This is a genomic window from Pseudomonas sp. ADAK2 TE3594, from assembly GCF_053628675.1.
The window spans coordinates 1,584,358-1,609,101 of record NZ_JBRJGV010000001.1 but is presented as its reverse complement, the minus strand read 5'-3'; the positions used below and the strand labels follow the sequence as shown (position 1 = coordinate 1,609,101).

Genomic DNA, 24,744 nt, shown 5'->3' with positions numbered 1-24,744 from the left:
ATCATGCGCCGGCTCGCGCGATATCACTTAGCTACCACTTCAGGATGAACTATGCACAGAATGACCTGCGCCAGTTTTCGGGTGCTTGCCGATGTCTTGACCGACGGAGGTGCAAACGTGGAAGCCTTGCTCAAGCAGTTCGACAGCAGCGAGGAGGTCTTTGCAAACCCCAAAGGTGTCGGGCTGGAGCTGGTCTATAAGGTGATGGAAGAAGCGGTAAAGCGTACCGGCAATCCAGATATCGGCCTGCTGTCCTATACCCGGGCGCACCCGGCCAATCTGGAAGTGCTCGGTTATGCCGTGATGTCCTGTGCCACTCTGGGCACCGCTCTGCAACGCCTGGTGGACTATCACTCATTGATCAGCAACGGCTTCTGCATGTGCCTGGAACGCAAACCCCGGGCGCTGAGACTGATCGGCTTCGACATCAGCATGGAACCGTCGCTGACGCCCCGCCCCTTCATCGATGCTGGTGCCGCGCAAACGCTGGGGCTGGTCCACTGGCTGCTGCCCAAGCACAAACCCCAACCCCTGGCGGCGAGCTTTACCTACCCCGAACCCGCGGACACCTCCCGGCTGGAACATTTGCTGGGCAGCAACCTGCTGTTCGACGCACCGTACAACAGCCTGACGTTCAGCCTCGACGACTGCTCGATTGCATTGCCCACCGCCGATCCAGCATTGGATGTCCTGCATGTCGAATACGCTCGCACGCGCCTGAACCTGTTGCTCAATGACTCGATGACCGCGCGGGTCCGACGGGTGCTGTCCGAACGTCTGGCCCAAGGCGTGCCCAGCGACCTGGACAAAATCGCCCAGGTGGTCGGGGTTAGCGCGCGCAGCCTGCAACGACGCCTGAGCAATGAAGACATGCACTTCTCCGCGCTGCAGGATGAGGCGCGGCTGATGCTCGCACACAACTTCCTGCGCAACTCGGTGCGCAGCGTAAAGTACATCGGCGCGTTGCTGGGTTTTCGTGATCAGAGCAGCTTTCATAAAGCCTGCATGCGCTGGTTCGGCATGACCCCGGGGCGCTATCGCGAAGAGTCCTGATGCCGCGCATTGCCCTCCCCCTTGCGGGAGAGGGCGGGGCCAACCCTAGGTGTGATGTATTTCCCGATCCTTGGTTTCCGGCAGGAAGAGCGTGCCAAGAATGGCCGTCATCACGGCGATGACGATCGGGTACCACAACCCGTAGTAGATATCCCCCGTGGCCGCGACCATGGCGAACGCCACTGTGGGCAGAAAGCCGCCGAACCAGCCATTGCCGATGTGGTACGGCAGCGACATCGAGGTGTAGCGAATGCGCGCCGGGAAGAGTTCCACCAGCCAGGCTGCGATCGGGCCGTAGACCATGGTGACGTAGATCACCAGGATGGTCAGGAGCAGCAGCACCATCGGATAGTTGGTCTTGGCCGGGTCGGCCTTCTCGGGGTAACCGGCGTCCTTGAGGCCGGTGCCGAGGGTAGCGACGAAGGCATCGTTGCGAGCCTTGAAGTCGGCGGCCGGCATGCCGGTGCCCTCGAAGCTCTGGATCACCTTGTCGCCGATACGGACCTGCGCGATTGCACCTGGCTCAGCCTTCTCGTTCTTGTAGGGTATGGCTTTCTTCGCCAGCACGGTCTTGGCAAGGTCGCAGGAGCTGGTGAATTTGGCCTTGCCCACCGGGTCGAACTGGAACGAGCACTTACTCTGATCGGCGATCACCGTGACCGGGTTCTTCTCCTGCGCGGCGAACACGTCGGGGTTACCGTATTGGGTCAACGCATGGAAAATCGGGAAGTAGGTCAGCGCCGCGATAATGCAGCCGGCCATGACGATCCCTTTGCGGCCGATGCGGTCGGACAGGCTACCGAATACGATGAAGAACGGCGTGCCGATCAGCAGCGAGCCGGCAATCAGAAAGTTGGCGGTCTGCGGGTCGATCTTCAGCGTCTGCAGCAGGAAGAACAGCGCATAGAACTGCCCGGTGTACCAGACCACCGCCTGGCCGGCGGTACCGCCAAGCAACGCCATGATCACTATCTTGAGGTTTTCCCAGCGGGCGAAGGATTCGGTCAGCGGCGCCTTGGACGACTTGCCTTCTTCCTTCATCTTCAAGAACACCGGTGACTCGCTGAGTTGCAAGCGGATGTACACCGAGACGATCAGCAGCAGGATCGACAGCAGGAACGGAATCCGCCAGCCCCAGGCCTCGAAGGCTTCTGTGCCGAGAATCGTTCGGCAGGCGAGGATCACCAGCAGCGAAAGAAACAGGCCGAGGGTCGCGGTGGTCTGGATCCACGAGGTGAAGTAGCCGCGCTTGCCTTTGGGTGCATGTTCGGCCACATAGGTCGCCGCGCCGCCGTACTCACCGCCCAGGGCCAGGCCTTGCAACAGGCGCAGGGTGATCAGGATGACCGGTGCCGCCACGCCGATGGTCGCATAGCCGGGCAGGAAGCCCACTACGGCGGTAGAGATACCCATGATGACAATGGTGATGAGGAACGTGTGCTTGCGCCCGATCATGTCGCCCAGTCGGCCGAACACAATGGCGCCGAAGGGACGTACAGCGAAGCCGGCGGCGAACGCGAGCAGCGCGAAGATGAAGGACGTTGTCTCATTGACGCCGGCGAAGAAGTGCTTGGCAATGATCGCGGCGAGGGAGCCGTAAAGGTAGAAGTCGTACCACTCGAACACGGTGCCCAGGGACGAGGCGAAAATGACCTTGCGCTCCTCCTTGGTGATCCCGTGGTGGGGCGCGCTGCCCGTGGATGTGTTGTCGATTGCGGCCATGAGTCTTCTCCGTCTTGCTCTTGTTGTAGGCCGGAGTACCTCACTCTCTTTTTACCGCACCCAGGCCCTAGGGCTATGTCATCGGATTACGGATTGCGCAAAGCATGCAAACAGGCTGACGGCCTCGCATCGCTGCAAGGTTTCTTGAAGCATAATCGGCTTCGCGCAGATATCCACTCGGCCATCCCGTCCAGACCCGGGCCGACGCGCTGCCGAATGACTATTCAGGCCCATGAAATCCCACGCGAAGCGTCTGGGTGGCGCCCGCTGATGCCTATTCTTCGGGGCGGCCATCGCCTGGAACTTCGCAGCGAAAGAATTTCGTATACCCTATCGCCATCTCACTCCAAACGACCGCTGCCGTGAACCTACCCAAACTCAACGCTCCCGACCTTGGCAATACACCTTCGACCTCGGAAATCATCACCCGTCATCTGCGGGACGCGATCGTCGCCGGGCATTTCGCCGAAGATGAGCCGATTCGCCAGGACGACATTGCCCGCCAGTTCAACGTCAGCAAGATTCCGGTGCGCGAGGCCCTCAAGCGGCTGGAGGCCGAAGGGCTGGTGATGTTCCAGCGCAATCGCGGGGCGATGGTCACGCGGGTTTCCGATGCGGAGCTGGCGCAGATGTTCGAAGTGCGGATGTTGCTGGAGGACAAAATACTGCGCCTGGCCATTCCCAACATGACCGAAGAAACCTTCGCCCGTGCCGAGCGTATCTGTCAGGAGTTCATCGGCGAGGACGACGTGGGCCGCTGGGCCGAGCTCAATTGGGAGCTGCACGCTTGCCTCTATGAGCCGGCGCAACGACCATTTCTGGTCAGCCTGATTCGTTCGGTCAACGACAAGCTGGAGCGCTACCTGCGCATGCAGATGAGCCTGTCGGCCGGCAAGGAACGGGCTGATCACGAGCACCGTGAGATCATCAAAGCCTGTCGTGCCGGGGATGTGGATCTGGCGGTAAAGCTGCTGGACGAGCACATTGCCGGGGTCTGCAAGACCCTGTTCGAGCACCTGCCTCACGCGCACTGACCACTAGAATGCTGTGCTGATTTCGTCATCGGCACAGGATAAATCCATCAAGCCGACACCCCGCTGCACAGGCCACTCTTTCGTTCACTCATCTGAACGGACGTGGCCCTCCCATGAAACGCATCACCGTGATCGACTCCCACACCGGAGGCGAACCGACCCGCCTGGTGACCGCAGGCTTTCCTGACCTGGGCACCGGCAGCATGGCCGAACGCCGCAAGCAGCTCGCCGAACATCACGATCAATGGCGCGCCGCTTGTGTGCTCGAACCCCGTGGCAGCGACGTGCTGGTGGGTGCCTTGCTCTGCACGCCTGTGGACCCGAGTGCGTGTGCCGGGGTGATTTTCTTCAACAACAGCGGTTACCTGGGCATGTGCGGCCACGGCACCATCGGCCTGGTGGCGTCGTTGGCGCACTTGGGCAAGATCGGCCCCGGCGTGCACCGCATCGAAACGCCGGTGGGCACGGTGCAGGCGACCCTGCACGAAGACCATTCGGTGAGCGTGCGCAATGTGCCGGCCTACCGTTACCGCAAGGCGTTGGTGTTGCAGGTGCCGGGCATCGGCCAGGTGGTCGGCGATATTGCCTGGGGCGGCAACTGGTTTTTCCTGATTGCCGAGCATGGCCTGCGGGTGGCCGGCGATAACCTCGACGCGCTGACCGCTTACACCTACGCCGTGCAACAGGCGCTGGAGGCCCAGGGTATTCGCGGCGAAGACGGCGGGCTGATCGACCATGTCGAGCTGTTCAGTGATGACGATCACGCCGACAGCCGCAACTTCGTCCTCTGCCCCGGCAAGGCTTATGACCGCTCACCGTGCGGCACCGGCACCAGTGCCAAACTGGCGTGCCTGGCAGCGGACGACAAACTGCAACCGGGACAGATCTGGCGCCAGGCCAGTGTCATCGGCAGCGAGTTCGAAGGCTCTTACGAATGGCAGGGCGAGCGCGTTGTGCCGACCATTCGCGGCCGCGCTTTTATCAGCGCCGAAGCCAGTTTGATCATCGAACAGGATGACCCGTTCGCCTGGGGCATTCGTCCATGAACGAGGGCCTTGTGGCCGATGTGATTGTGATCGGCGCCGGCATCATCGGCGCCGCCTGTGCCCAGGCGCTGGCCCGTCGTGGCTTGCAGGTGCTGGTGCTGGACGCCGGCCTGCACGGTGCGACGGCGGCGGGCATGGGCCACCTGCTGGTGCTCGACGACAACCCGGCCGAGCTGGCCCTGAGTCAATATTCCCTGCAACGCTGGCGTGAGCTGGCACCGGACCTGCCCGACGGCTGCGCCTATCGCAACAACGGCACGCTGTGGCTCGCGGCCAACGCCGAGGAAATGGCGGTCGCCCATGGCAAATACCTGAACCTGAAAACCCAGGGCGTGGCGTGCGAATTGGTCAGCGCCAGTGCTTTGTGCCAGCGTGAACCGGAACTGCGCGAAGGTCTGGAAGGCGGCTTGTTGATCAATGGCGACGGCATTCTTTATGCGCCGGCGACAGCCAGCTGGATGCTCGACACGCCGAACATTCGTCAGCGCCGGGCGCGGGTCAGCGCAGTCGATGGCAACCGCGTATGCCTCGATGACGGCCACTGGTTGAGTGCCGAAGCGGTGGTGTTGGCCAACGGTATTCAGGCCAACGAACTGTGCCCGGAATTGCCCATCGAGCCGAAAAAAGGTCATCTGCTGATTACCGACCGCTACCCCCGCACCGTCACCCACACCTTGGTCGAACTGGGTTACGTCACCAGCGCCCACAACGCCACGGGGCCGTCGACCGCCTGCAATATCCAGCCGCGCCCCACCGGGCAATTGTTCATCGGTACCTCGCGCCAATTCGGCACCACCGACCCGCAAGTCGAAGGCTGGATGCTGGCGAAAATGCTCAAGCGCGCCGCCGAGTACATGCCGGGGCTGGCCCGGCTCAACGGCATCCGCGCCTGGACCGGCTTTCGCGCCGCCAGCCCCGATGGTCTGCCGCTGGTGGGCCAGCATCCACAGCGCCAAGGCTTGTGGCTGGCCGTCGGTCATGAAGGGTTGGGCGTCACCACGGCTCCTGGCACCGCCGACTTGCTGGTGGCGCAACTGTTCGACGAAACCCCGCCACTGGCGGCACAACCCTATCTGCCCCAGCGTTTTCTCGGAGAACCTGCCTATGCCTGAATTGCTGCTGGACGGCCGCGCCTTGAAGGTGGCCGAGGGCACCAGCGTCGCCGCTGCCTTGGCGTTGGGTAGCGACGGCTGCACGCGCACGTCGGTCAGTGGTCAGCGCCGCGCTCCACTGTGCGGCATGGGCATCTGCCAGGAATGCCGGGTGACCATCGACGGCCGGCGACGCCTGGCCTGCCAGACTTTGTGCCGAGACGGCATGCAGGTGCAGACATGCCCATGAACGAATACGCCGATCTGTTGATCATCGGTGCCGGCCCCGCTGGCATGGCCGCTGCCCTCGCCGCTGCGCCCAGCGGCGCACGCATCGTCGTGCTCGACGACAACCCGCTGCCGGGTGGACAAATCTGGCGTGACGGCCCTCAAGCCAACGTGCCCGATCAGGCCCTTCGCCTGCGTGAGCGTTTGCAGTCCTGCAGCAACATCCGTCATCACGCCGGCACCCGGGTGATCGCCAGTCCCGGTGCGAAACAACTGTTGGTCGAAGATGATGACGACGGCTGGTTGATCAGCTACGACAAACTGATTCTGTGCACCGGCGCCCGCGAGTTGCTGCTGCCCTTCCCCGGCTGGACACTGCCTGGCGTGACCGGGGCCGGTGGCTTGCAGGCGCTGATCAAGGCCGGTGTGCCGGTGCAGGGTGAGCGCGTGGTGATCGCCGGTAGCGGCCCGCTATTACTGGCGAGTGCCGCCACCGCGAAAAAACATGGCGCCCAGGTACAACGCATCGCCGAGCAAGGCTCGCGCATTGCCGTTGCCGGTTTCGCCGCGCAACTGCCCCGCTGGCCCAACAAGCTGATGCAATCGTTCAGCTTGTTCGACCGTCATTACCGCACCGCGACTCATGTGTTGGCCGCCCTTGGCACTGACCGATTGGAAGGCGTGCGTCTGCAACAGCAAGGCAAAATCGTCGAACTGGAATGTGATCGGCTGGCCTGTGGTTTCGGCTTGATCCCGAACATTCAATTGGGCCAGGCACTGGGTTATGCCATCGAAGGTCAGGCCTTGGCGGTGGATGCCTGGCAGGCCAGCAGCCGCGTCGATCATTATGCGGCAGGCGAATGCACCGGGTTTGGTGGCAGTGAACTGGCGTTGGTCGAAGGTGCAATTGCTGGCCACGCGGCGGTCGGTAACCTTGAAGCGGCCCGCCAATTGTGGCCACGCCGGGCACGCTGGCAGGGTTTTGCCAAGGCACTGAATCAGGCATTCGCCCTCGCCCCGTCACTCAAGTCCCTGGCCCAACCCGACACCCTGGTCTGCCGCTGCGAAGACGTGCCTTACGCCGCGCTGGTCGGGCACACTGACTGGCGCGAAGCCAAGCTGGCCAGTCGCTGCGGCATGGGCGCCTGCCAAGGCCGTGTGTGTGGCGGTGCGGTGCAGCATCTGTTTGGCTGGCAACCCTCGGCGCCTCGCCCACCCTTCAGCCCGGCGCGAATCGAGACCTTGATGTGCCTGGACGACACCCCGCCGGCCTGATTCCCCCTCGGGGGTTTCGGCCACGCTGCCGAGCCTCTATGATCCCGAGGTCGCCCTCAGACTCCAGCGCCATGTATCCCTCGCTCAGCACCTTCAAACCCTGCGACCTGCCAACGCTGCTGAACAGTCTGCAGCCGATCGCGCCGCTGCTCGATACCCTCTCGGACGTGGTGTTTTTCATCAAGGACTGCGAAGCCCGCTACGCCTTCGTCAACCAGACCCTGGCCCGGCGTTGCGGTTTCAAACATCGCGAGGAGCTGCTGGGGCTCACCGCCGAAATGGTCTTCCCGGAACGCTTCGGCCCGCTGTACACCGAACAGGATCGACGGGTATTGTCCAGCGGCCGCGAACTGGCCGACCAACTGGAGCTGCACCTGTATTACGGTAACCAACCGATCTGGTGCCTGACCCACAAACTCGCCTTGCACGATGAACAGGGTCAGATCGTTGGCCTGGCCGGGATCTCCCGCGACCTGCAATCCCCTCAGTCCAACCATCCCGCGTTCCAGAAACTCGCCGCCGTGGATGCGCATATCCGCAGCCACTTCGCCCGCGCCATCAGCCTCGCCGAACTGACCGCCCTCGCCGGCTATTCCGTGGCGCAACTGGAGCGTCACTGCAAACGGGTGTTCCAGCTCACCCCACGGCAGATGATTCACAAGGCGCGTCTGGAAGAAGGTTCGCGGCTGTTACTGCACACCGACCTGCCAATCACCGAAATCGCCCTGCGCTGCGGTTACACCGACCACAGTGCCTTCAGCCGACAGTTTCGCGCGTTGACCAGCTTGTCACCGAGTCAGTATCGCGATAATCAGCGTTAGGGCATTTTCTGGTGATTTGGTCCTGGGTTTGAGGGTGTTCTTTCGGGCCTCATCGCGGGCAAGCCCGCTCCCACAGTGATTGGTGTCGCTCACAAATTCTTTGGCCAACGCAGATACCTGTGGGAGCGGGCTTGCCCGCGATGAGGCCGGTACAGCCGCTACAAGGCCTGGTGTCAGACTGCTAAACAAGCACTGTTTAAACGACACTTCCAGACACTCACCCAGGCTACACATCCTTGCGCCGTTGCCTACGACTACGCCAGAATCCGCCGGCTTGTGCGCCTTGAGGCCGGGCTCTATCGTTTCCGGGTCGCTGACGAATCAGCGATCGGGTTTCGCAGCCCGTGTATCTCTAGACGCACAACATCCTCCGTTCGTGAACAGGTACGCCTGTCCGTTCATGTTATGGCGGCTGTACGTGGGAGACCTTCGGGTCTGCCGGTTCTAGAGTCCCGGTCTGCGACCTGCGTATAGCTGCCACCTCTTTTCGTCTCGCAGCGAACCGTGGCCGCTCCATGACTCTAGGAGCTTCATCATGATCAAACCTACACCCAATCCACCTGAAACCGACCCAACATCCCCCTACGAATCCCTCGATTCGAAAAAGCTCAACGAAGCCGCCGACCGCGCCCTCGACCATTACCTCAAGCCGCCCATCCCCAAAGACACCAAGCGCAAACCCAGCACCATTTACCATGTGGGCACCGAGGTCGATAACGAAACCCTATTGGTCAACGCCTGCGAATCCCTGGCGTCAGCGAGCATGATGCTCAGCGAGTTCGCCGGATTGATGGACATGCCACATCGCAACATGATGTTGGGGATTCAATCGGTGGTCATGCTCGGGGAGCTGGCGGTGAATCGGGTGCTGGATAACCTCGACCCGCGAGGTTAGCGAGGATGATCGTTCCCACGCTCTGCGTGGGAATGCAGCCCGGGACGCTCCGCGTCCCCTTCCAGAGCCGAACGCAGAGCGTCCGTTGAGGCATTCCCACGCGGAGCGTGGGAATGATCAGCAGGGCCCGGTGTTCCTTAAAGGGGCGCCTCGCACAACCATTGCTCCCATCTGTAACACCCGCCGTTGCGGGTCCAAGCCTTCACGGCGTCACTCCCCTCCAGTTGCGCCACCGCAACACCTCTACTTCAAGGCCTGACACTAAATTCGCGCCTCACCCTGGAAATGGGCACGTTGATTGCTATTGTTAATATCGTATACGAAATCCCCAATACGATATCCAACAGCACTTCACATCAACGAGGCCTCTATGAAAAACCCCGCATTTGCCGTAGCCCTCAGCGCTGTTCTCAGTACCTCCTTTATCGCCAGCGCCCAGGCCGACAAGCTCGACGACATTATCGGTTCGGGCAAGCTGCGCTGCGCCGTGACCCTGGACTTCCCGCCCATGGGTTTTCGCGATGCAGGTAACAACCCGGCCGGTTTCGACGTGGACTACTGCCATGACCTGGCGAAAATCCTTGGGGTCGACGCCGAAGTGGTAGAGACGCCATTCCCGGACCGCATTCCGGCGCTGGTTTCCGGGCGGGCCGACGTGATCGTCGCCTCCACCTCCGACACCCTGGAACGGGCCAAGACCGTCGGCCTCACCGTGCCCTACTTTGCCTTCCAGATGGTGGTGCTGACCCGCGACGACACCGGCATCAACAGCTTCGATGACCTCAAGGGCAAACCCGTGGGCAACACCAGCGGCACTTATGAGGCCATAGCCCTGGAGAAAGACGTGAAGAGCTGGGGCACCGGCACCTTCCGCGCCTATCAGTCGCAGAACGACACCCTGCTGGCCGTCGCCCAGGGCCATATCGCCGCCACCGTGGTCACCAACACCGTCGCAGCCGCCACCCTCAAATCCGGCAAATACAAAAACCTGAAGGTCGCCGGTAACGCGCCGTACGTGATCGACTACGTTTCCCTCGGCGCCAAGCGCAACGAGTATGGCCTGCTCAATTACCTCAACCTGTTCGTCAACCAGCAGGTGCGCACCGGTCGTTACAAGGAGCTGTTCGTCAAATGGGTCGGCACTGAAATCTCGCCGACCAACCTGACCGTGCCACAGGTCTACTACTGAGATGTCCGGCATGCCTAGGCCCACTTCTCTGACCGGTCGCAGCCTGGTCGCGGGCGCCGCCGAGGGCGCCCTGCTGTTCGCCGATATCGGGTTGAGTTTCTGGGGCGGGGTCGATCCGCACAGCGGCGAGATCATTGACCGTCACCACCCGCTCAGCGGCGAATACCTGGCCGGCCGCGTCCTGGCCATCCCCAGCGGTCGCGGCTCGTGCACCGGCAGTAGCGTGTTGATGGAACTGATCAGCAACGGTCACGCACCGGCCGCACTGGTGCTGGCCGAACCCGATGAGATCCTGACCCTGGGCGTGCTCGTGGCACAGACCATTTTCGAGCGTTCCCTGCCGGTGCTGTGCATCGGCCGGGAGGCCTTCGCCGCCCTGCGCGGCAAGGTCTTCGCTCGGGTCGAGGACACAACGCTGAGCCTGTTCGAGCACCCGCCGGGCGATGCCTGGCAGGCACTCGACAGCCCTTGGCCGAGCGCCGATATCGCCACCGCGATCGAACTCACCGAACACGACCGGGCGCTGCTCGACGGCCAGCATGGCAAGGCCGCGCAGGTGGCCATGCAGATCGTCCTGCGCATGGCCGAATTGCAAGGTGCGCACAGTCTGCTGGACGTCACTCAGGCGCACATCGACGGTTGCATTTACACGGGACCGGCGAGCCTGCGTTTTGCCCAACAGTTGGTGCAATGGGGAGCAACAGTGCGGGTGCCCACCACGCTCAATTCGATCTCCGTGGACCAGCGCCGCTGGCGCGAGTTGGGCATCGATCCGGCACTCGGTGAACCGGCCAGTGCGTTGGGTGATGCCTATATGGCGATGGGTGCACAGCTGAGTTTCACCTGCGCGCCCTACCTGCTCGACAGCGCGCCGAAGGCCGGCGAGCAGATCGTCTGGGCCGAATCCAACGCGGTGGTTTATGCCAATAGCGTGCTCGGCGCACGCACCCTGAAGTACCCGGACTACCTGGACATCTGCATCGCGCTGACCGGTCGCGCCCCGTTGATCGGCTGCCACCTGGACGCGCAACGCAAGGCCGGCTTGCAAGTCGAGTTGCCCGCGTTGGGTGAACTGGATGACGCTTTCTACCCGCTGCTCGGTTACCACATCGGCGCGCTGGCGGGCAGCCGGATTCCACTGGTGCACGGGTTGGAAAACCGCCAGCCGAGCCTGGACAATCTCAAAGCTTTCGGCGCGGCATTTGCCACCACCTCCGCCGCGCCCTTGTTCCATATCGCCGGGATAACCCCGGAGGCTATCGACCCGGCGCAGGTGCTGGAAGTGGATGGGTTTCTACCCGTGGAAAAAATCCGACTGAACGATCTATTGGTCAGCTGGTACGAGCTCAACAGTGCCCGCGACAACCGGGTGGATGTGGTTTCGCTGGGCAATCCGCATTTCTCCCTCAGCGAGTTCGCCCACCTCGCGCGGCTGTGCCTCGGTCGGCACAAACACCCTGATGTGGTCCTCGCCATTACCTGCGGCCGTGCCGTGCTGGAGCAGGCTCGCGAAGCCGGGCATATCCCCGTGATCGAAGCTTTCGGCGCCACCCTGGTCACCGATACCTGCTGGTGCATGCTCGGCGAACCGGTGATCCCGCCGGGCGCAAAAACCTTGATGACCAACTCCGGCAAATACGCCCATTACGCACCCGGCCTGGTGGGCCGCAAGGTGCATTTCGCCAGCATCAAAGAATGCGTCGATGCCGCCTGCAATGCCACCGCCAGCGGGCGCCTGCCGGCGTGGCTACAACCTGCCGCCCTACTGGAGAGCCCTGCGCATGTTTGACTACAGCTTCCAATGGCGCTCAGCGCTACGCGCCCTGCCGGACATGCTTGCCGGTGCCCTGGTCACCTTCGAGACCGCGGCGCTGTCGATGATCTTCGGCGTGCTGATCGCCCTGGCCCTGACCGTGATGCGCGAAAGCAAAAACCCGCTGCTGCGCGGCATCGGCAACGGCTGGGTATCGATCGCGCGTAATACCCCGTCGCTGTTCCAGATCTACGTCCTCTACTTCGGCCTCGGCTCGCTGGGCCTGCACGTCAGTTCATGGCTCGCCCTGCTGGCCGGGATCACCTTCAACAATGCCGGGTATCTGGCGGAGAACTTTCGCGGTGGCCTCAAGGCCGTCCCGGACACACAAGTGCGCGCCGCACGTTCGCTGGGCATGAGTGCCTTCCAGGCCTATCGCATGATCATCGTCCCGCAGCTGCTGCGGATCGTCTTCTACCCACTGACTAATCAGATGGTCTGGGCGGTGCTGATGACGTCGCTGGGGGTGATCGTCGGGCTGAACAATGACCTGACCGGCGTGACCCAGGACTACAACGTCAAAACGTTCCGCACCTTCGAGTTCTTCGCCATTGCAGCGGTGCTGTATTACCTGATTGCCAAGGCGATCGTCGCGGCAGCCCGGCTGATGGCCTGGCGGTTGTTCCGTTACTGAGGAGCTGTCCATGTTTGCCACCGGTTTTTCCTCCAATGACCTGTTGTTCCTGCTCAATGGCGCCTGGGTCACGCTGCAACTGACGTTCTGGTCGATCATGCTCGGCTCCCTGGCCGGCTTGCTCTTCGGCCTGCTGCGGGCCTTGTTGCCACGGGCCAGTTTGCCCCTGGCCTGGGTGCTGGATGTGTTTCGCAGCGTGCCGCTGCTGATCCAGTTCGTGCTGTTCAACTCGCTCAAAAGCATCGTCGGCTTGAACATCAGCGCCTTCAGCGTCGGCTGCATCGTGCTGGGGGTTTACGCCGCCGCGTACTTCACCGAGATCGTGCGCGCTGGTGTGTTGTCGGTGCCGTTCACCCTGCGCCGGGCCAGTCGCTCGCTGGGCCTGAGCTTCCTGCAGGACCTGCGCTGGATCGTCCTGCCGATGGCCACCCGAGTGGCTTTTCCCGGCTGGCTGAACCTGGTGCTCGGGGTGATGAAAGACACCGCGCTGGTGATGTGGATCGGCATCGTCGAACTGCTGCGCGCCTCGCAAACCATCGTCACCCGCATCCAGGAACCGTTGCTGGTGCTGTGCATCGCGGGCCTTATTTACTACGTCATGAGCCTGGTGGTCGCACGCCTGGGCGCTCGTCTGGAAAGAAGGTGGCAAGAAAATGATTGAGATCGACAACGTACATAAATCCTTCGGCGACCTCGCCGTGGTCAAGGGTGTCAGCCTGACGGTGAACAAGGGCGAGGTGGTGTCGATCATCGGCGGCTCAGGCTCCGGCAAATCGACCTTGCTGATGTGCATCAACGGCCTGGAACCGATCCAGAAAGGCAACATCCGCGTCGACGGCGTCGAGGTGCATGACAGCGCCACCGACCTCAACCGCTTGCGGCAGAAAATCGGCATCGTGTTCCAGCAATGGAATGCCTTCCCCCACCTGACAGTGCTGGAAAACGTGATGCTGGCCCCGCGCAAAGTCTTGGGTAAAAGCAAGGCCGAGGCCGAGGAACTGGCGGTGCAGCAACTGACCCACGTGGGCCTTGGCGACAAGCTCAAGACCTTCCCGGGCAAGTTGTCCGGCGGTCAGCAACAACGCATGGCGATTGCCCGCGCCCTGGCCATGTCGCCGGACTACATGCTGTTCGACGAAGCCACCTCGGCCCTCGATCCGCAATTGGTCGGTGAGGTGCTGGACACCATGCGCATGCTCGCCGAAGACGGCATGACCATGGTGCTGGTGACCCACGAAATCCGCTTTGCCCGCGATGTCTCCGACCGCGTGGCGTTCTTTCGCAATGGCCTGGTGCATGAGATTGGTTCGCCTGATCAGGTGATTGGTAATCCGGTGCATGCGGAAACGGCGGCATTTCTGAAATCGGTGAAGTAACTGATGGCCCCATCGCGAGCAGGCTCGCTCCCACAGGGGTTGTAGGTGTACGCAAAATCGGTGAGGTAACTGATGGCCTCATCGCGGGCAAGCCCGCTCCCACAGGGGTTGTTGGTGTACGCAAAATCGGTGAAGTAACTGATGGCCTCATCGCGGGCAAGCTCGCTCCCACAGGGTTTGATGGTGTACACAAAATTGGTGGCCAACACAGATACCTGTGGGAGCGGGCTTGCCCGCGATGGGGCCCTGACAAACAAAACAAGGAGCAGGCAATGCGCTCATCGAAAGTCATTCATGTAGTCAGCTGTCACGCCGAAGGCGAAGTCGGCGATGTGATCGTCGGCGGTATCGCCCCACCCCCGGGCGCCACGGTGTGGGAGCAATCGCGCTGGATCGCCAAGGATCAAACCTTGCGCAACTTCGTACTCAACGAACCTCGCGGCGGCGTGTTCCGTCACGTCAACCTGCTGGTGCCGGCCAAGGATCCTCGGGCGCAGATGGCCTGGATCATCATGGAACCGGCGGACACGCCACCGATGTCCGGCTCCAATTCGCTGTGCGTGGCCACGGTGCTGCTCGACAGCGGCATCCTGCCGATGACCGAACCGCAAACCCGACTGGTGCTCGAAGCGCCCGGCGGCCTGATCGAGGCCGTGGCCGATTGCCGTGATGGCAAGGTCGAGCGGGTAGAAATCAAGAACGTGCCCTCCTTCGCTGACCGCCTAGACGCCTGGATCGAAGTCGAAGGCCTCGGCTCGTTGCAGGTCGACACCGCGTACGGCGGCGACAGTTTTGTGATCGCCGACGCTGAACGACTGGGCTTTTCCATTCGTCCTGATGAGGCTGCCGACCTGGTAGCGGTCGGGTTGAAAATCACTCGCGCGGCCAATGAACAACTGGGCTTCGTCCATCCGCTGAACCCCGAGTGGTCGCATATTTCCTTCTGCCAGATTGCCGCGCCCATCGTCGTTGAAAATGGCATTGCCACTGGCGCCAACGCGGTGGTGATTCAACCCGGCAAGATCGACCGCTCGCCCACCGGCACCGGTTGCTCGGCGCGCATGGCGGTGCTGCAGGCCAAGGGATTGATGCAGGTCGGCGAGCGCTTTATTGGCCGTTCGATCATTGGTTCCGAATTCCATTGCCGCATCGATTCCCTGACCGAAGTGGCCGGGCGAGCGGCGATCTACCCGTGCATTTCCGGCCGGGCCTGGATCACCGGCACCCACCAATTGCTGCTCGACCCGAGCGATCCGTGGCCACAGGGCTATCGCCTGTCAGACACCTGGCCGGGTGCCTGACGCCGAACCGGAGCTTTTGTGGCGAGGGGGCTTGCCCCCGTTCGGCTGCGAAGCAGTCGTAAAGTCAGCACACGCGGTCTTTCTAGAAGGTAGCGGCGGTTGATTTCAGGGCTGCTTCGCAACCCAACGGGGGCAAGCCCCCTCGCCACAGTAATTCTCTCACCAACCAAGCTGCCTCACCACCCAAGCTCCCTAGCCACAGTGATTTCACCCACCAGCAAAAAACCCTGATTGATTGAAAAAAGCACTAGCCGAAATTTGTCACTTGAAATATCGTATACGAAATACAAAAACGAACCGGAGGCAACAATGAGCAAACGTATCAACTGGAGTGGCGTCTTCCCCGCGGTGACCACTCAATTCAACGATGACTTCACCATCAACCTGGAAAAAACCCATCAGGTGATTTCCAACGTGATCCGTGACGGCGTCTCAGGCCTGGTGGTGTGCGGTTCGGTGGGGGAAAACACCTCATTGACCGCCGAAGAAAAAATCGCCGTGACCGAAGTCGCGGTCGACGCCTCCCGGGGTCGCGTGCCAGTGATCTGCGGTGTGGCCGAGTTCACCAGCGTGCAAGCGGCCAAGGTCGCCAATGCCGTGCGCCGGGTCGGTGTCGACGGCGTGATGCTGATGCCGGCGCTGGTCTATGGCTCCAAGCCGTTCGAGACCGCCGAGCACTACCGCTACGTGGCGAAAAACGCCGACGTACCGCTGATGGTCTACAACAACCCGCCGATCTACAAAAACGACGTCACCCCGGACATCCTGATTTCCCTGGCCGACTGCGACAACGTGGTGTGCTTCAAGGATTCGTCCGGCGATACCCGTCGTTTCATCGACGTGCGCAATGAAGTGGGCGATCGTTTCGTGCTGTTCGCAGGTCTGGATGACGTGGTGCTGGAAAGCATCGCCGTGGGTGCCGAGGGCTGGGTCTCGGGCATGTCCAACGTGTTCCCGAAAGAAGGCGAAACCATCTTCCGCCTGGCCAAGGCCGGTCGCTTCGCCGAAGCCATGCCGATCTACGAATGGCTGATGCCGATCCTGCACCTCGATGCCCGTGCCGACCTGGTGCAGTGCATCAAGCTCTGCGAAGCCATCGCCGGTCGCGGCAGCGCGCTGACCCGTCCGCCACGCCTGGCACTGCCGGAAGCCGATCGGGTGTTCGTCGAGCAGATCATGGCCAAGGCCCTGGCCAATCGTCCGGAGTTGCCAGACGTCGGTCTCTGAGTGATTGCCGGGCGGGTCTTTGCGGACCCGGCCCGGCTTGCCCTGATACCGGTAAGTTAAGGTGCGCAAACTTGTGGGAGCGAGCCTGCTCGCGATGACGGCTGCACATTCAGCATCAATATTGGCTGATCCGCCACTATCGCGAGCAGGCTCGCTCCCACAGGGCTGCGGTGTTCAGGTCCATAACTTTCCGGCATTACGGTTTGCCCTGTCTTTGCGCCCCTACAGGAAACGCCAGCATGTCCAATCCTCAAAGCACCTCCCGCGCAACCACCCCCTCGGGACTCAAACGCGTAGTGGCCGCCGCCATGGCCGGCACTGTCGCCGAGTGGTATGAATTTTTTCTCTACGGCACAGCCTCCGCACTGGTCTTCGGCCAGTTGTTCTTCCGCCAGACCGACAGCCCCATCGACGGCATCATCGCCGCCTTCGCCCTGTACGCGGTCGGCTTTCTCGCTCGCCCATTGGGCGGTTTGGTGTTCGGTCACTACGGTGACAAATTTGGCCGCAAGCGCCTGCTGCAACTGAGCCTGGTGGTGGTCGGCATCACGACCTTCCTGATGGGTTGCCTGCCCGGCTTCGACCAGATCGGCTATGCCGCGCCAGTGTTATTGGTGCTGCTGCGGCTGATCCAGGGTTTCGCCTTTGGCGGTGAATGGGGCGGCGCGATTTTGCTGGTGTCCGAACACTGCCCCGACAATCGCCGAGGCTTCTGGGCCAGTTGGCCGCAAGCCGGGGTGCCGGCCGGCAACCTGGTGGCCACTGTCGCGCTGCTGCTGTTGTCGTCGAACCTGTCGGAGGAACAATTCCTCGCCTGGGGCTGGCGCGTGGCGTTCTGGTTCTCGGCGGTGGTGGTGCTGATCGGTTACTGGATTCGCACCAGCGTCGATGACGCGCCGATCTTCAAGGAAGCCCAGGCCCGTCAGGCGCAGACCAAGCAGCAACAGCTGGGCGTAGTCGAAGTGCTGCGTCATCACTGGCGCGCCGTGCTGGTGGGCATTGGCGCACGCTTTGCCGAGAACATCCTCTATTACACCGTGGTGACCTTTTCGATCACCTACCTGAAACTGGTGGTGCACAAGGACACCTCGGAAATTCTGCTGCTGATGTTCGGCGCGCACTTGGTGCACTTCTTCCTGATTCCGTTGATGGGGTATCTGTCGGATATCGTCGGGCGCAAACCGATCTATCTGACCGGCGCGGTACTCACCGCGTTCTGGGGCTTTGTCGGTTTCCCGATGATGGACACCGGCAATAACTGGCTGATCATGGCGGCGATCATTCTGGGCCTGGGCATCGAGTCGATGACCTATGCGCCCTACTCGGCCCTGATGGCCGAAATGTTCCCGACCCACGTTCGCTATACCGCACTTTCACTGTGCTACCAGGTGGCGCCGATTTTCGCCGGTTCCCTGGCACCGCTGATCGCCATCACCTTGCTCAACAAATATCACAGCTCGACACCCATCGCCTGGTACCTGGTGGGCGCCGCGCTGATCTCCATCGTGGCCGTCGGCCTGACCCGGGAAACCCGTGGCAAGTCGTTGCATCAGGTGGATGCCGAATCCGCCGCGCGCATTGCTGCCCTGGATATCGCCGCGCCGGCCACACGCCGGGGTGATTCACTGGCCTGAAGCAAAACCTGTAGGAGCGAGGCTTGCCCGCGAAGGGGGTCGGACATTCAACATTGATGTCGTCTGACACACCGCCTTCGCGGGCAAGCCTCGCTCCTACAGGTTCCGGTTCCCTTTTTTGACAGGAGTTTTTCCATGTCCCAGATCATCGGCCACAACTACATCGGCGGCGCTCGCAGCGCCGCTGGCAACATCGCGATGCAAAGCCACGACGCCAGCACCGGCGAAGCGCTGCCCTACTCGTTCATGCAAGCCACCGTGGAAGAAGTCGACGCCGCCGCCCAGGCCGCTGCTGCCGCTTACCCGGCGTTTCGCAACTTGCCGGCGACTCGCCGTGCAGAATTTCTTGAGGCGATCGCCGCGCAACTGGATGCGCTGGATGATGAATTCGTCAACCGGGTCACCCGCGAAACTGCCCTGCCGACCGGGCGCATTCAGGGCGAACGCAGCCGTACCAGCGGCCAAATGCGCCTGTTCGCTCAGGTTCTGCGCCGGGGCGATTTCTATGGTGCGCGCATCGACCGCGCCTTGCCCGAACGTCTGCTACTGCCACGGGTCGACCTGCGCCAATACCGGATCGGCGTCGGCCCGGTGGCCGTGTTCGGCGCCAGTAATTTCCCGCTGGCCTTTTCCACTGCCGGCGGTGATACCGCTGCCGCTCTGGCCGCCGGTTGCCCGGTGGTGTTCAAGGCCCACAGCGGACACATGGCGACCGCCGAGCACGTGGCCGATGCAATCATCCGCGCCGCCGAGCAAACCGACATGCCCAAAGGTGTGTTCAACATGATCTACGGTGCAGGCGTCGGTGAAGCGCTGGTCAAGCATCCGGCAATCCAGGCCGTCGGTTTCACCGGTTCGCTGAAAGGCGGTCGCGCCCTCTGTGACATGGCCGCCGCACGGCCACAACCGATCCCGGTGTTCGCCGAAATGAGCAGCATCAACCCGGTGCTGGTATTGCCTGAAGCCTTGCTTGCACGCGGCGAGAAAATCGCCGGTGAACTGGTGGCGTCGGTGGTCCAGGGTTGCGGTCAGTTCTGTACCAATCCGGGGTTGGTGATCGGTATGCGCTCCCCCCACTTCAACGCTTTCATCGCGCGACTCAGTGCCTTGATGGCCGAACAACCGGCGCAAACCATGCTCAATGCCGGCACCCTCGGCAGCTACGAAAAAGGTGTGCAGGCCTTGCTCGACCATCCGAGGATAATCCGCCTGGCGGGCCAGGATCAGCACGGCAATCAAGCGTGGCCGCAACTGTTCAAGGCCGATGCCAGTCTGCTGCTCAAGGGTGATCCGCTGTTGCAGGAAGAAGTGTTCGGCCCGACCACCCTCGTCGTCGAAGTGGCCGATAAGGCCGAGTTGCGACAAGCGCTGAACAGTTTGCACGGTCAACTCACCGCCACGTTGATTGGCGAAGCACAGGACCTGAAGGAACACGCCGATCTGCTGGCACTGCTGGAGCAAAAGGTTGGCCGGGTGCTGTTCAACGGCTATCCCACCGGCGTCGAAGTTTGCGATGCCATGGTGCATGGCGGACCTTATCCCGCGACCTCCGATGCCCGTGGCACCTCGGTCGGCAGCCTGGCCATCGAGCGCTTCCTGCGCCCGGTGTGCTACCAGAACTGCCCGGACGCCTTACTGCCCGACGCCCTGAAAAACGCCAACCCGTTGGGTATTGCGCGACTGGTTGATGGCAACAGCCACCGCGAACCGCTGTAAAAACACGACCTCCCGTAGGAGCGAGGCTTGCCCGCGAAGGCGGTGTATCAGACGACATCAATGTTGAATGTCGAGACGCCTTCGCGGGCAAGCCTCGCTCCTACAGGATTTTCATCGCATTCAAGCCAGCAGTGCTTTCAGGTCGTTGTACAGCGCCTCGGGAATCTGAATCCCCTCCTCCACACTGCGTGCCCGCGCCGCATAACGCCGTTGCGACGGCAAGCGTGCGCCCTGCCCTTCAATCCCCTGAAACAACACTTCGGCCCGGGCCAAATGTTCCTCAGTGGCCACTCCCAGAAAACGCCGCGGATCCAGCGCAATGATCAACTCGCCATGGTACGGCGACGACTTGCTGCCCGCGTCGTAGGCCAGCGACTCGGCACTGGTCAAATCACCGATCAAAGGCCCGGCGATCAACTCCACCATTGCCGCCAGCGCCGAGCCCTTGTGCCCACCGAACGTCAGCATCGCACCGCCATCGAGCACCACATTGGCATCAGTGCTCGGCCGGCCCTCAGCGTCCACGCCCCATCCCTCGGGAATCGCCTTGCCGGCACGCCGATGCAACTCGATATCGCCACGGGCAATCGCACTGGTGGCGAAGTCGAACACAAACGGATCCTGCCCCGCCCGCGGCCAGCCAAAGGCAATGGGATTGGTGCCGAACACCGGCACACGCCCCCCAGCCGGTGCCACCCAGGCATGGCTCGGATTACACGCCAGCGCCACCAACCCGGTAGCGGTCAACTGCTCGATCTCCACCCACAGCGCCGAGAAATGCACACAGCGATTGATCGCCAACGCCGCAATCCCGTTGGCCCGGGTTTTCTCCGCCAGCAACCCAAGCCCGGCCTGAAACGCCAACTGTGAAAAACCACCACCAGCATCCACCCGCACGATCGACGGCGCTTGGTCGATCACCTGCGGCTCGGCATCGACCGACACCTTGCCGGCCCGCAGGGAATTCACACAACCCAGAATCCGGTACAAACCGTGGGAGGCGCAGCCATCGCGCTCGCCGGCGATCACCGTCGCCGCCACCGCTTGCGCGTGGGCCAGATTAAAACCGTTGTGCAACAGGATCGATTCGGCCAACTCGCGGGCTTCGATCAGGGTCAGTCGGATCATGCTCATCTCCTTGGACAGACCGGTCAGGGTGGTCTATCCACAGAGATGTGGCTTGATGGGTTTGGGCGCCGCAGATGACGAAATTGGCACAGGGGCGCCGCGTCTTTCACCCCAATTCACTTTGCCGGATCAGTTTCTTATCAATCTTCCCGACGCTGGTTTTAGGGATCTCGGCGACGAACTTGAACTGTTTGGGGATCGCCCATTTGTTGATGCGGCCACGCTCGACAAACCCTTGCAGGTGCGCCTCGAGGATCTTGCGGTCGAGATATTGCCCCGGCTCGCACACCACCAGTGCCATCGGCCGTTCGCCCCATTGCTCATCGGCAATGCCCACGACCGCGACCGACTTCACCGCCGTGTGTTCGCTGATCAGGCTTTCCAGTTCCAGGGAGCTGATCCACTCCCCGCCCGTCTTGATAACATCCTTGATTCGATCTTTGATTTCCACCCCGCCCAAGGCGTCGATGGAGGCCAGATCGCCGGTGTGCATCCAACCGTTGTGCCACAGCTCGGCACCCTTTTCGGGCTCCTTCAAATAGCCTTGGGTCAGCCAGGGTGCGCGCACCACGATCTCGCCCAGAGACTCGCCGTCATGGGCAACGTCGTTGCCATTGGCATCGATGATTTTCAGGTCGACCATCGGCACCGGCGTGCCAGTCTTGATGCGGGTGGCCAGTTGGGCTTGCGTGGACTGTTCGAGGTCCTTATCACGCAGGTAGGTCAGGCACAGCAATGGGCAGGTTTCCGACATGCCATAACCACTGTGCACCTGAATACCTTTGGCACTCGCTTCACTGGCAATTCCCAGCGTCAGTGCGCTGCCGCCCAGAAGCATTTTCCAGCCATCAAAACGGGTCTGTGCCGCTTCCTCACAGCTCAGGATCATTTGCAAAATGGTCGGTACACAATGGGAAAAAGTGACCTTCTCCTCACGATACAGCCTGACCAGGCTGTTGGGTTCGTAGCGGCCGGGGTACACCTGCTTGAGCCCCATCAGGGTGGCGACATAGGGCACACCCCAGGCATGCACGTGGAACATCGGTGTGATCGGCATGTAGACATCATCGGAGCGCAGCAGCGGCACCCCCTGATAGACGCCCAAAGTGCCCACGGCATTCAAGGTGTGCAGGACCAATTGGCGGTGGGTGAAATACACGCCTTTAGGGTCGCCGGTGGTGCCCGTGGTGTAGAAAAGAGTCGCCACCGAGTTTTCATCGAAATCGGGAAAGTCGTACTGGTCTGCGGTCCCGGCCAACAGGTTTTCATATTCCCCCAGCACCGGTAGCGACGTGCGAGTGGCTATGTCGTCCGTGAGCTGCAGGTAGCCTTTGACGGTTTCAAGCCGGCCCTGAATCTGTTCAACCAGCGGCAGGAAATCATCATGCACCAGCACCAGGTCGTCCTCGGCATGGTTCATGGTGAAGAGCACCTGATCCGGCGAAAGACGAATGTTCACGGTATGCAGCACCGCGCCGATCATCGGTACGGCAAAGAAGCATTCCAGGTAGCGATGGCTGTCCCAGTCGAGCAGGGCCACCGTATCTCCAGCCTTCACGCCGGCAGCGGTCAAGGCGTTGGCCAGCCGGCGGATCCGCCGGTTGAGGGTCTGGTAGCTGTAGCGCAGTTTGTCGGCGTAGACGATTTCCCTGCCCGGTTCGTAGCGTACGCCGGACAGCAACAATTGCTTGATCAGCAAGGGATAGGCATAGGCGCCATCGGCGGGCGGAATTATTTTTGTCGCCATCATGGTTGGGGTTCCCGGTCCTTTTTACGTGGGCTCAGAACTGCTCTGCATCCAATTGATAGAGGCATTCGCTGCCAGCCTTGGCCGATGCGCTCAACGAGTGGATGCGTGGCAGCAGACGGGCGAAGTAGAAGCGCGCGGTGGCCAGTTTGCTGGCATAGAACGCGTCCTTGGAATGCGTGCTCATGGCAGCCTTGGCCATTCGCGTCCACATGTAGGCGTACGCGGTGTAGCCGAACACGTGCAGGTACTCGACCGAAGCCGCGCCGATTTCATTCGGGTTGCCCTGGGCTCGGTCCAGCAGCCATGCGGTCAGTTCGTCGAGGGTGTCGACGGCGGCGTTCAACGGTTTGGTGAACTCACCGAGGTCAGCGCAGGCATTGGCGGTAAAGTTGCGGATTTCCGAAGCGAACAGCCGGTACAGCGCCCCGCCACTGCCGACGATTTTGCGCCCGGCCAAATCCAGTGACTGGATACCGTTGGTGCCTTCGTAGATCTGGGTGATGCGCACATCGCGAACCAATTGCTCCTGGCCCCATTCGCGAATGTAACCGTGGCCGCCGAAGATCTGCTGGCCGTGCACCGTGGTTTCCAGCCCCATGTCGGTGAGGAACGCCTTGGCCACCGGGGTCAGCAGCGACACCAGTTCCTGGGCACGGGTGCGGGTTGGCGCGTCATCGCTGTACTTGGCGGTGTCCAGTTGCAGGGCCACGTAGCTGGAGAACGCACGCCCGCCCTCGTTCAAGGCTTTCATGGTCAACAACATGCGTCGTACATCCGGGTGCACGATGATCGGGTCGGCGGCCTTGTCCTTATTCTGCGCGCCCGTCGGCGAACGGCTTTGCAGACGGTCACGGGCGTATTCGACCGCGTTCTGGTACGAGCGCTCACCCAACGCCAGGCCCTGGATGCCCACGCCAAGGCGTTCGTAATTCATCATGGTGAACATGGCCGCCAGGCCTTTGTTCGGCGCATCGACGATCCAGCCGGTCGCCTCGTCAAAGTTCATCACGCAGGTGGCGGAGGCCTTGATGCCCATCTTGTGCTCAATGGAACCGCAGGACAGCGAGTTGCGTTCACCCAGCGAGCCATCGGCATTGACCAGCACCTTGGGCACCAGAAACAGCGAAATCCCCTTAGGACCGGCCGGAGCATCCGGCAATCGGGCCAGTACCAAATGAATGATGTTTTCGGTCAGGTCGTGCTCGCCGCCGGTGATGAAGATCTTGCTGCCGCTGATCTTGAAACTGCCGTCGGCCTGGGGTTCGGCGCGAGTGCGAATCAGGCCCAGGTCCGTGCCGGCATGCGCCTCGGTCAGGCACATGGAACCGGTCCAGGTGCCGGCGTACATGTTCGGCAGATAGCGTTCCTTGAGTTCCTGACTGGCGTGGGCATTGATCGACAGGCACGCACCGGCGGTCAGCATCGGGTACAGGCCGAACGACAGGCTCGCCGAGTTGACCATCTCTTCGACCTGCGCCGAAATCGCCTTGGGCATGCCCATGCCACCGAACTGCGGATCACCGCCAACACCCACCCAACCGCCTTCGGCGAATGCCTGATAGGCCGCGACAAAACCGTCCGGCGCCGTGACCGCTCCATTGCTCCAGGTGCAGCCCTGCTCGTCGCTGGTGCGGTTCAGCGGTGCGATAACTTCGCCACTGATTTTGCCGGCCTCTTCAAGGATCGCGGCGGCCGTTTCTTCATCGATCACCTCGGCCAGGCCAGGCAATTGGGCCCACAGCCGGGACACCTGGAAGACCTCGTTGAGTACGAAGCGCATGTCGCGCAAAGGAGCTTTGTAATCAGACATT

21 protein-coding genes are annotated in these 24,744 nt (G+C 61.8%); 17 read left to right on the top strand and 4 right to left on the bottom strand.

Translation table 11 applies throughout. From position 1 onward, the window contains the following. The first annotated feature begins 51 nt into the window (after positions 1-51). On the top strand, positions 52-1,053 hold the full coding sequence (locus tag AB7M22_RS07400) for an AraC family transcriptional regulator (protein WP_454185735.1): 1,002 nt from the start codon (positions 52-54) through the stop codon (positions 1,051-1,053). 45 nt (positions 1,054-1,098) lie between these two features. Here AB7M22_RS07400 and AB7M22_RS07395 read toward each other — a convergent pair whose 3' ends face one another. Next, positions 1,099-2,775 carry an MFS transporter gene (locus AB7M22_RS07395; protein WP_454185734.1) on the bottom strand — a complete coding sequence of 559 codons (1,677 nt, stop codon included), beginning with the start codon at positions 2,773-2,775 and terminating at the stop codon, positions 1,099-1,101. Positions 2,776-3,137: 362 nt separating this feature from the next. Here AB7M22_RS07395 and AB7M22_RS07390 point away from each other — a divergent pair, with 362 nt between their 5' ends. The 16 genes from AB7M22_RS07390 (at position 3,138) to AB7M22_RS07315 (ending at position 20,055) form a co-directional block, all read left to right on the top strand. Further along, entirely contained in the window at positions 3,138-3,809 is a 672-nt protein-coding gene (locus AB7M22_RS07390; protein ID WP_007900901.1) for a GntR family transcriptional regulator, read from the top strand. Positions 3,810-3,922: 113 nt separating this feature from the next. After that, positions 3,923-4,855 (top strand): 4-hydroxyproline epimerase, encoded by a 933-nt coding sequence (locus AB7M22_RS07385; RefSeq protein ID WP_454185733.1) that lies wholly within the window; start codon positions 3,923-3,925, stop codon positions 4,853-4,855. Further along, positions 4,852-5,967, top strand: a complete 1,116-nt coding sequence (locus AB7M22_RS07380) for an NAD(P)/FAD-dependent oxidoreductase (RefSeq protein WP_454185732.1) — start codon at positions 4,852-4,854, stop codon at positions 5,965-5,967. Before AB7M22_RS07385 ends, AB7M22_RS07380 begins: the two co-directional genes overlap by 4 nt. After that, entirely contained in the window at positions 5,960-6,196 is a 237-nt protein-coding gene (locus AB7M22_RS07375; RefSeq protein ID WP_008074690.1) for a (2Fe-2S)-binding protein, read from the top strand. The genes AB7M22_RS07380 and AB7M22_RS07375 overlap by 8 nt, the downstream gene beginning before the upstream one ends. Beyond that, positions 6,193-7,449: an FAD-dependent oxidoreductase gene (locus AB7M22_RS07370; protein ID WP_454188765.1), complete on the top strand. Its 1,257-nt coding sequence runs from the start codon at positions 6,193-6,195 to the stop codon at positions 7,447-7,449. Before AB7M22_RS07375 ends, AB7M22_RS07370 begins: the two co-directional genes overlap by 4 nt. Before the next feature lie 71 nt (positions 7,450-7,520). Continuing rightward, on the top strand, positions 7,521-8,270 hold the full coding sequence (locus AB7M22_RS07365; protein WP_454185731.1) for a helix-turn-helix domain-containing protein: 750 nt from the start codon (positions 7,521-7,523) through the stop codon (positions 8,268-8,270). Between the two features lie 535 nt (positions 8,271-8,805). Next, positions 8,806-9,165 (top strand): DUF6124 family protein, encoded by a 360-nt coding sequence (locus AB7M22_RS07360; protein ID WP_008071753.1) that lies wholly within the window; start codon positions 8,806-8,808, stop codon positions 9,163-9,165. Positions 9,166-9,535: 370 nt separating this feature from the next. After that, entirely contained in the window at positions 9,536-10,354 is an 819-nt protein-coding gene (locus AB7M22_RS07355; protein ID WP_454185730.1) for an ABC transporter substrate-binding protein, read from the top strand. A 10-nt stretch (positions 10,355-10,364) separates the two neighbouring features. Continuing rightward, a complete protein-coding gene (gene lhpI, locus AB7M22_RS07350) occupies positions 10,365-12,143 on the top strand; it encodes a cis-3-hydroxy-L-proline dehydratase (RefSeq protein ID WP_454185729.1) in 1,779 nt (592 codons plus the stop codon). After that, complete coding sequence (locus AB7M22_RS07345; RefSeq protein WP_007903733.1) at positions 12,136-12,801, top strand: amino acid ABC transporter permease; 666 nt, start codon at positions 12,136-12,138, stop codon at positions 12,799-12,801. Before lhpI ends, AB7M22_RS07345 begins: the two co-directional genes overlap by 8 nt. Positions 12,802-12,811: 10 nt before the next feature. Continuing rightward, positions 12,812-13,462 carry an amino acid ABC transporter permease gene (locus AB7M22_RS07340; RefSeq protein WP_007903724.1) on the top strand — a complete coding sequence of 217 codons (651 nt, stop codon included), beginning with the start codon at positions 12,812-12,814 and terminating at the stop codon, positions 13,460-13,462. Next, positions 13,455-14,177: an amino acid ABC transporter ATP-binding protein gene (locus AB7M22_RS07335; RefSeq protein ID WP_454185728.1), complete on the top strand. Its 723-nt coding sequence runs from the start codon at positions 13,455-13,457 to the stop codon at positions 14,175-14,177. The genes AB7M22_RS07340 and AB7M22_RS07335 overlap by 8 nt, the downstream gene beginning before the upstream one ends. 272 nt (positions 14,178-14,449) lie before the next feature. Then, the gene (locus AB7M22_RS07330; protein ID WP_454185727.1) at positions 14,450-15,478 is read left to right on the top strand and encodes a trans-3-hydroxy-L-proline dehydratase; all 1,029 of its coding nucleotides are present in this window, start codon (positions 14,450-14,452) and stop codon (positions 15,476-15,478) included. A 309-nt stretch (positions 15,479-15,787) separates the two neighbouring features. Further along, a complete protein-coding gene (locus AB7M22_RS07325) occupies positions 15,788-16,705 on the top strand; it encodes a dihydrodipicolinate synthase family protein (RefSeq protein WP_030132201.1) in 918 nt (305 codons plus the stop codon). 239 nt (positions 16,706-16,944) lie between these two features. Next, positions 16,945-18,339 (top strand): fosfomycin efflux MFS transporter AbaF, encoded by a 1,395-nt coding sequence (gene abaF, locus AB7M22_RS07320; RefSeq protein ID WP_454185726.1) that lies wholly within the window; start codon positions 16,945-16,947, stop codon positions 18,337-18,339. A 135-nt stretch (positions 18,340-18,474) separates the two neighbouring features. Next, on the top strand, positions 18,475-20,055 hold the full coding sequence (locus tag AB7M22_RS07315) for an aldehyde dehydrogenase (NADP(+)) (protein ID WP_454185725.1): 1,581 nt from the start codon (positions 18,475-18,477) through the stop codon (positions 20,053-20,055). A gap of 120 nt (positions 20,056-20,175) precedes the next feature. On the opposite strand, the gene AB7M22_RS07310 is transcribed toward AB7M22_RS07315, so the two are convergent. The 3 genes from AB7M22_RS07310 to AB7M22_RS07300 form a co-directional block, all read right to left on the bottom strand. Then, on the bottom strand, positions 20,176-21,183 hold the full coding sequence (locus tag AB7M22_RS07310; RefSeq protein WP_454185724.1) for an Ldh family oxidoreductase: 1,008 nt from the start codon (positions 21,181-21,183) through the stop codon (positions 20,176-20,178). A gap of 106 nt (positions 21,184-21,289) precedes the next feature. Continuing rightward, on the bottom strand, positions 21,290-22,933 hold the full coding sequence (locus AB7M22_RS07305) for a fatty acid--CoA ligase (protein ID WP_454185723.1): 1,644 nt from the start codon (positions 22,931-22,933) through the stop codon (positions 21,290-21,292). 31 nt (positions 22,934-22,964) lie between these two features. Next, positions 22,965-24,743 (bottom strand): acyl-CoA dehydrogenase C-terminal domain-containing protein, encoded by a 1,779-nt coding sequence (locus AB7M22_RS07300; protein WP_454185722.1) that lies wholly within the window; start codon positions 24,741-24,743, stop codon positions 22,965-22,967. Position 24,744: the final 1 nt, after the last annotated feature.

Bases quoted from the DNA above. Each gene is read 5' to 3' on its own strand.
- AB7M22_RS07400 (WP_454185735.1), top strand. From the start codon at position 52: ATGCACAGAATGACCTGCGCCAGTTTTCGGGTGCTTGCCGATGTCTTG.
- AB7M22_RS07395 (WP_454185734.1), bottom strand. From the start codon at position 2,775: ATGGCCGCAATCGACAACACATCCACGGGCAGCGCGCCCCACCACGGG.
- AB7M22_RS07385 (WP_454185733.1), top strand. From the start codon at position 3,923: ATGAAACGCATCACCGTGATCGACTCCCACACCGGAGGCGAACCGACC.
- AB7M22_RS07380 (WP_454185732.1), top strand. From the start codon at position 4,852: ATGAACGAGGGCCTTGTGGCCGATGTGATTGTGATCGGCGCCGGCATC.
- AB7M22_RS07375 (WP_008074690.1), top strand. From the start codon at position 5,960: ATGCCTGAATTGCTGCTGGACGGCCGCGCCTTGAAGGTGGCCGAGGGC.
- AB7M22_RS07370 (WP_454188765.1), top strand. From the start codon at position 6,193: ATGAACGAATACGCCGATCTGTTGATCATCGGTGCCGGCCCCGCTGGC.
- AB7M22_RS07365 (WP_454185731.1), top strand. From the start codon at position 7,521: ATGTATCCCTCGCTCAGCACCTTCAAACCCTGCGACCTGCCAACGCTG.
- AB7M22_RS07360 (WP_008071753.1), top strand. From the start codon at position 8,806: ATGATCAAACCTACACCCAATCCACCTGAAACCGACCCAACATCCCCC.
- AB7M22_RS07355 (WP_454185730.1), top strand. From the start codon at position 9,536: ATGAAAAACCCCGCATTTGCCGTAGCCCTCAGCGCTGTTCTCAGTACC.
- lhpI (WP_454185729.1), top strand. From the start codon at position 10,365: ATGCCTAGGCCCACTTCTCTGACCGGTCGCAGCCTGGTCGCGGGCGCC.
- AB7M22_RS07345 (WP_007903733.1), top strand. From the start codon at position 12,136: ATGTTTGACTACAGCTTCCAATGGCGCTCAGCGCTACGCGCCCTGCCG.
- AB7M22_RS07340 (WP_007903724.1), top strand. From the start codon at position 12,812: ATGTTTGCCACCGGTTTTTCCTCCAATGACCTGTTGTTCCTGCTCAAT.
- AB7M22_RS07335 (WP_454185728.1), top strand. From the start codon at position 13,455: ATGATTGAGATCGACAACGTACATAAATCCTTCGGCGACCTCGCCGTG.
- AB7M22_RS07330 (WP_454185727.1), top strand. From the start codon at position 14,450: ATGCGCTCATCGAAAGTCATTCATGTAGTCAGCTGTCACGCCGAAGGC.
- AB7M22_RS07325 (WP_030132201.1), top strand. From the start codon at position 15,788: ATGAGCAAACGTATCAACTGGAGTGGCGTCTTCCCCGCGGTGACCACT.
- abaF (WP_454185726.1), top strand. From the start codon at position 16,945: ATGTCCAATCCTCAAAGCACCTCCCGCGCAACCACCCCCTCGGGACTC.
- AB7M22_RS07315 (WP_454185725.1), top strand. From the start codon at position 18,475: ATGTCCCAGATCATCGGCCACAACTACATCGGCGGCGCTCGCAGCGCC.
- AB7M22_RS07310 (WP_454185724.1), bottom strand. From the start codon at position 21,183: ATGATCCGACTGACCCTGATCGAAGCCCGCGAGTTGGCCGAATCGATC.
- AB7M22_RS07305 (WP_454185723.1), bottom strand. From the start codon at position 22,933: ATGATGGCGACAAAAATAATTCCGCCCGCCGATGGCGCCTATGCCTAT.
- AB7M22_RS07300 (WP_454185722.1), bottom strand. From the start codon at position 24,743: ATGTCTGATTACAAAGCTCCTTTGCGCGACATGCGCTTCGTACTCAAC.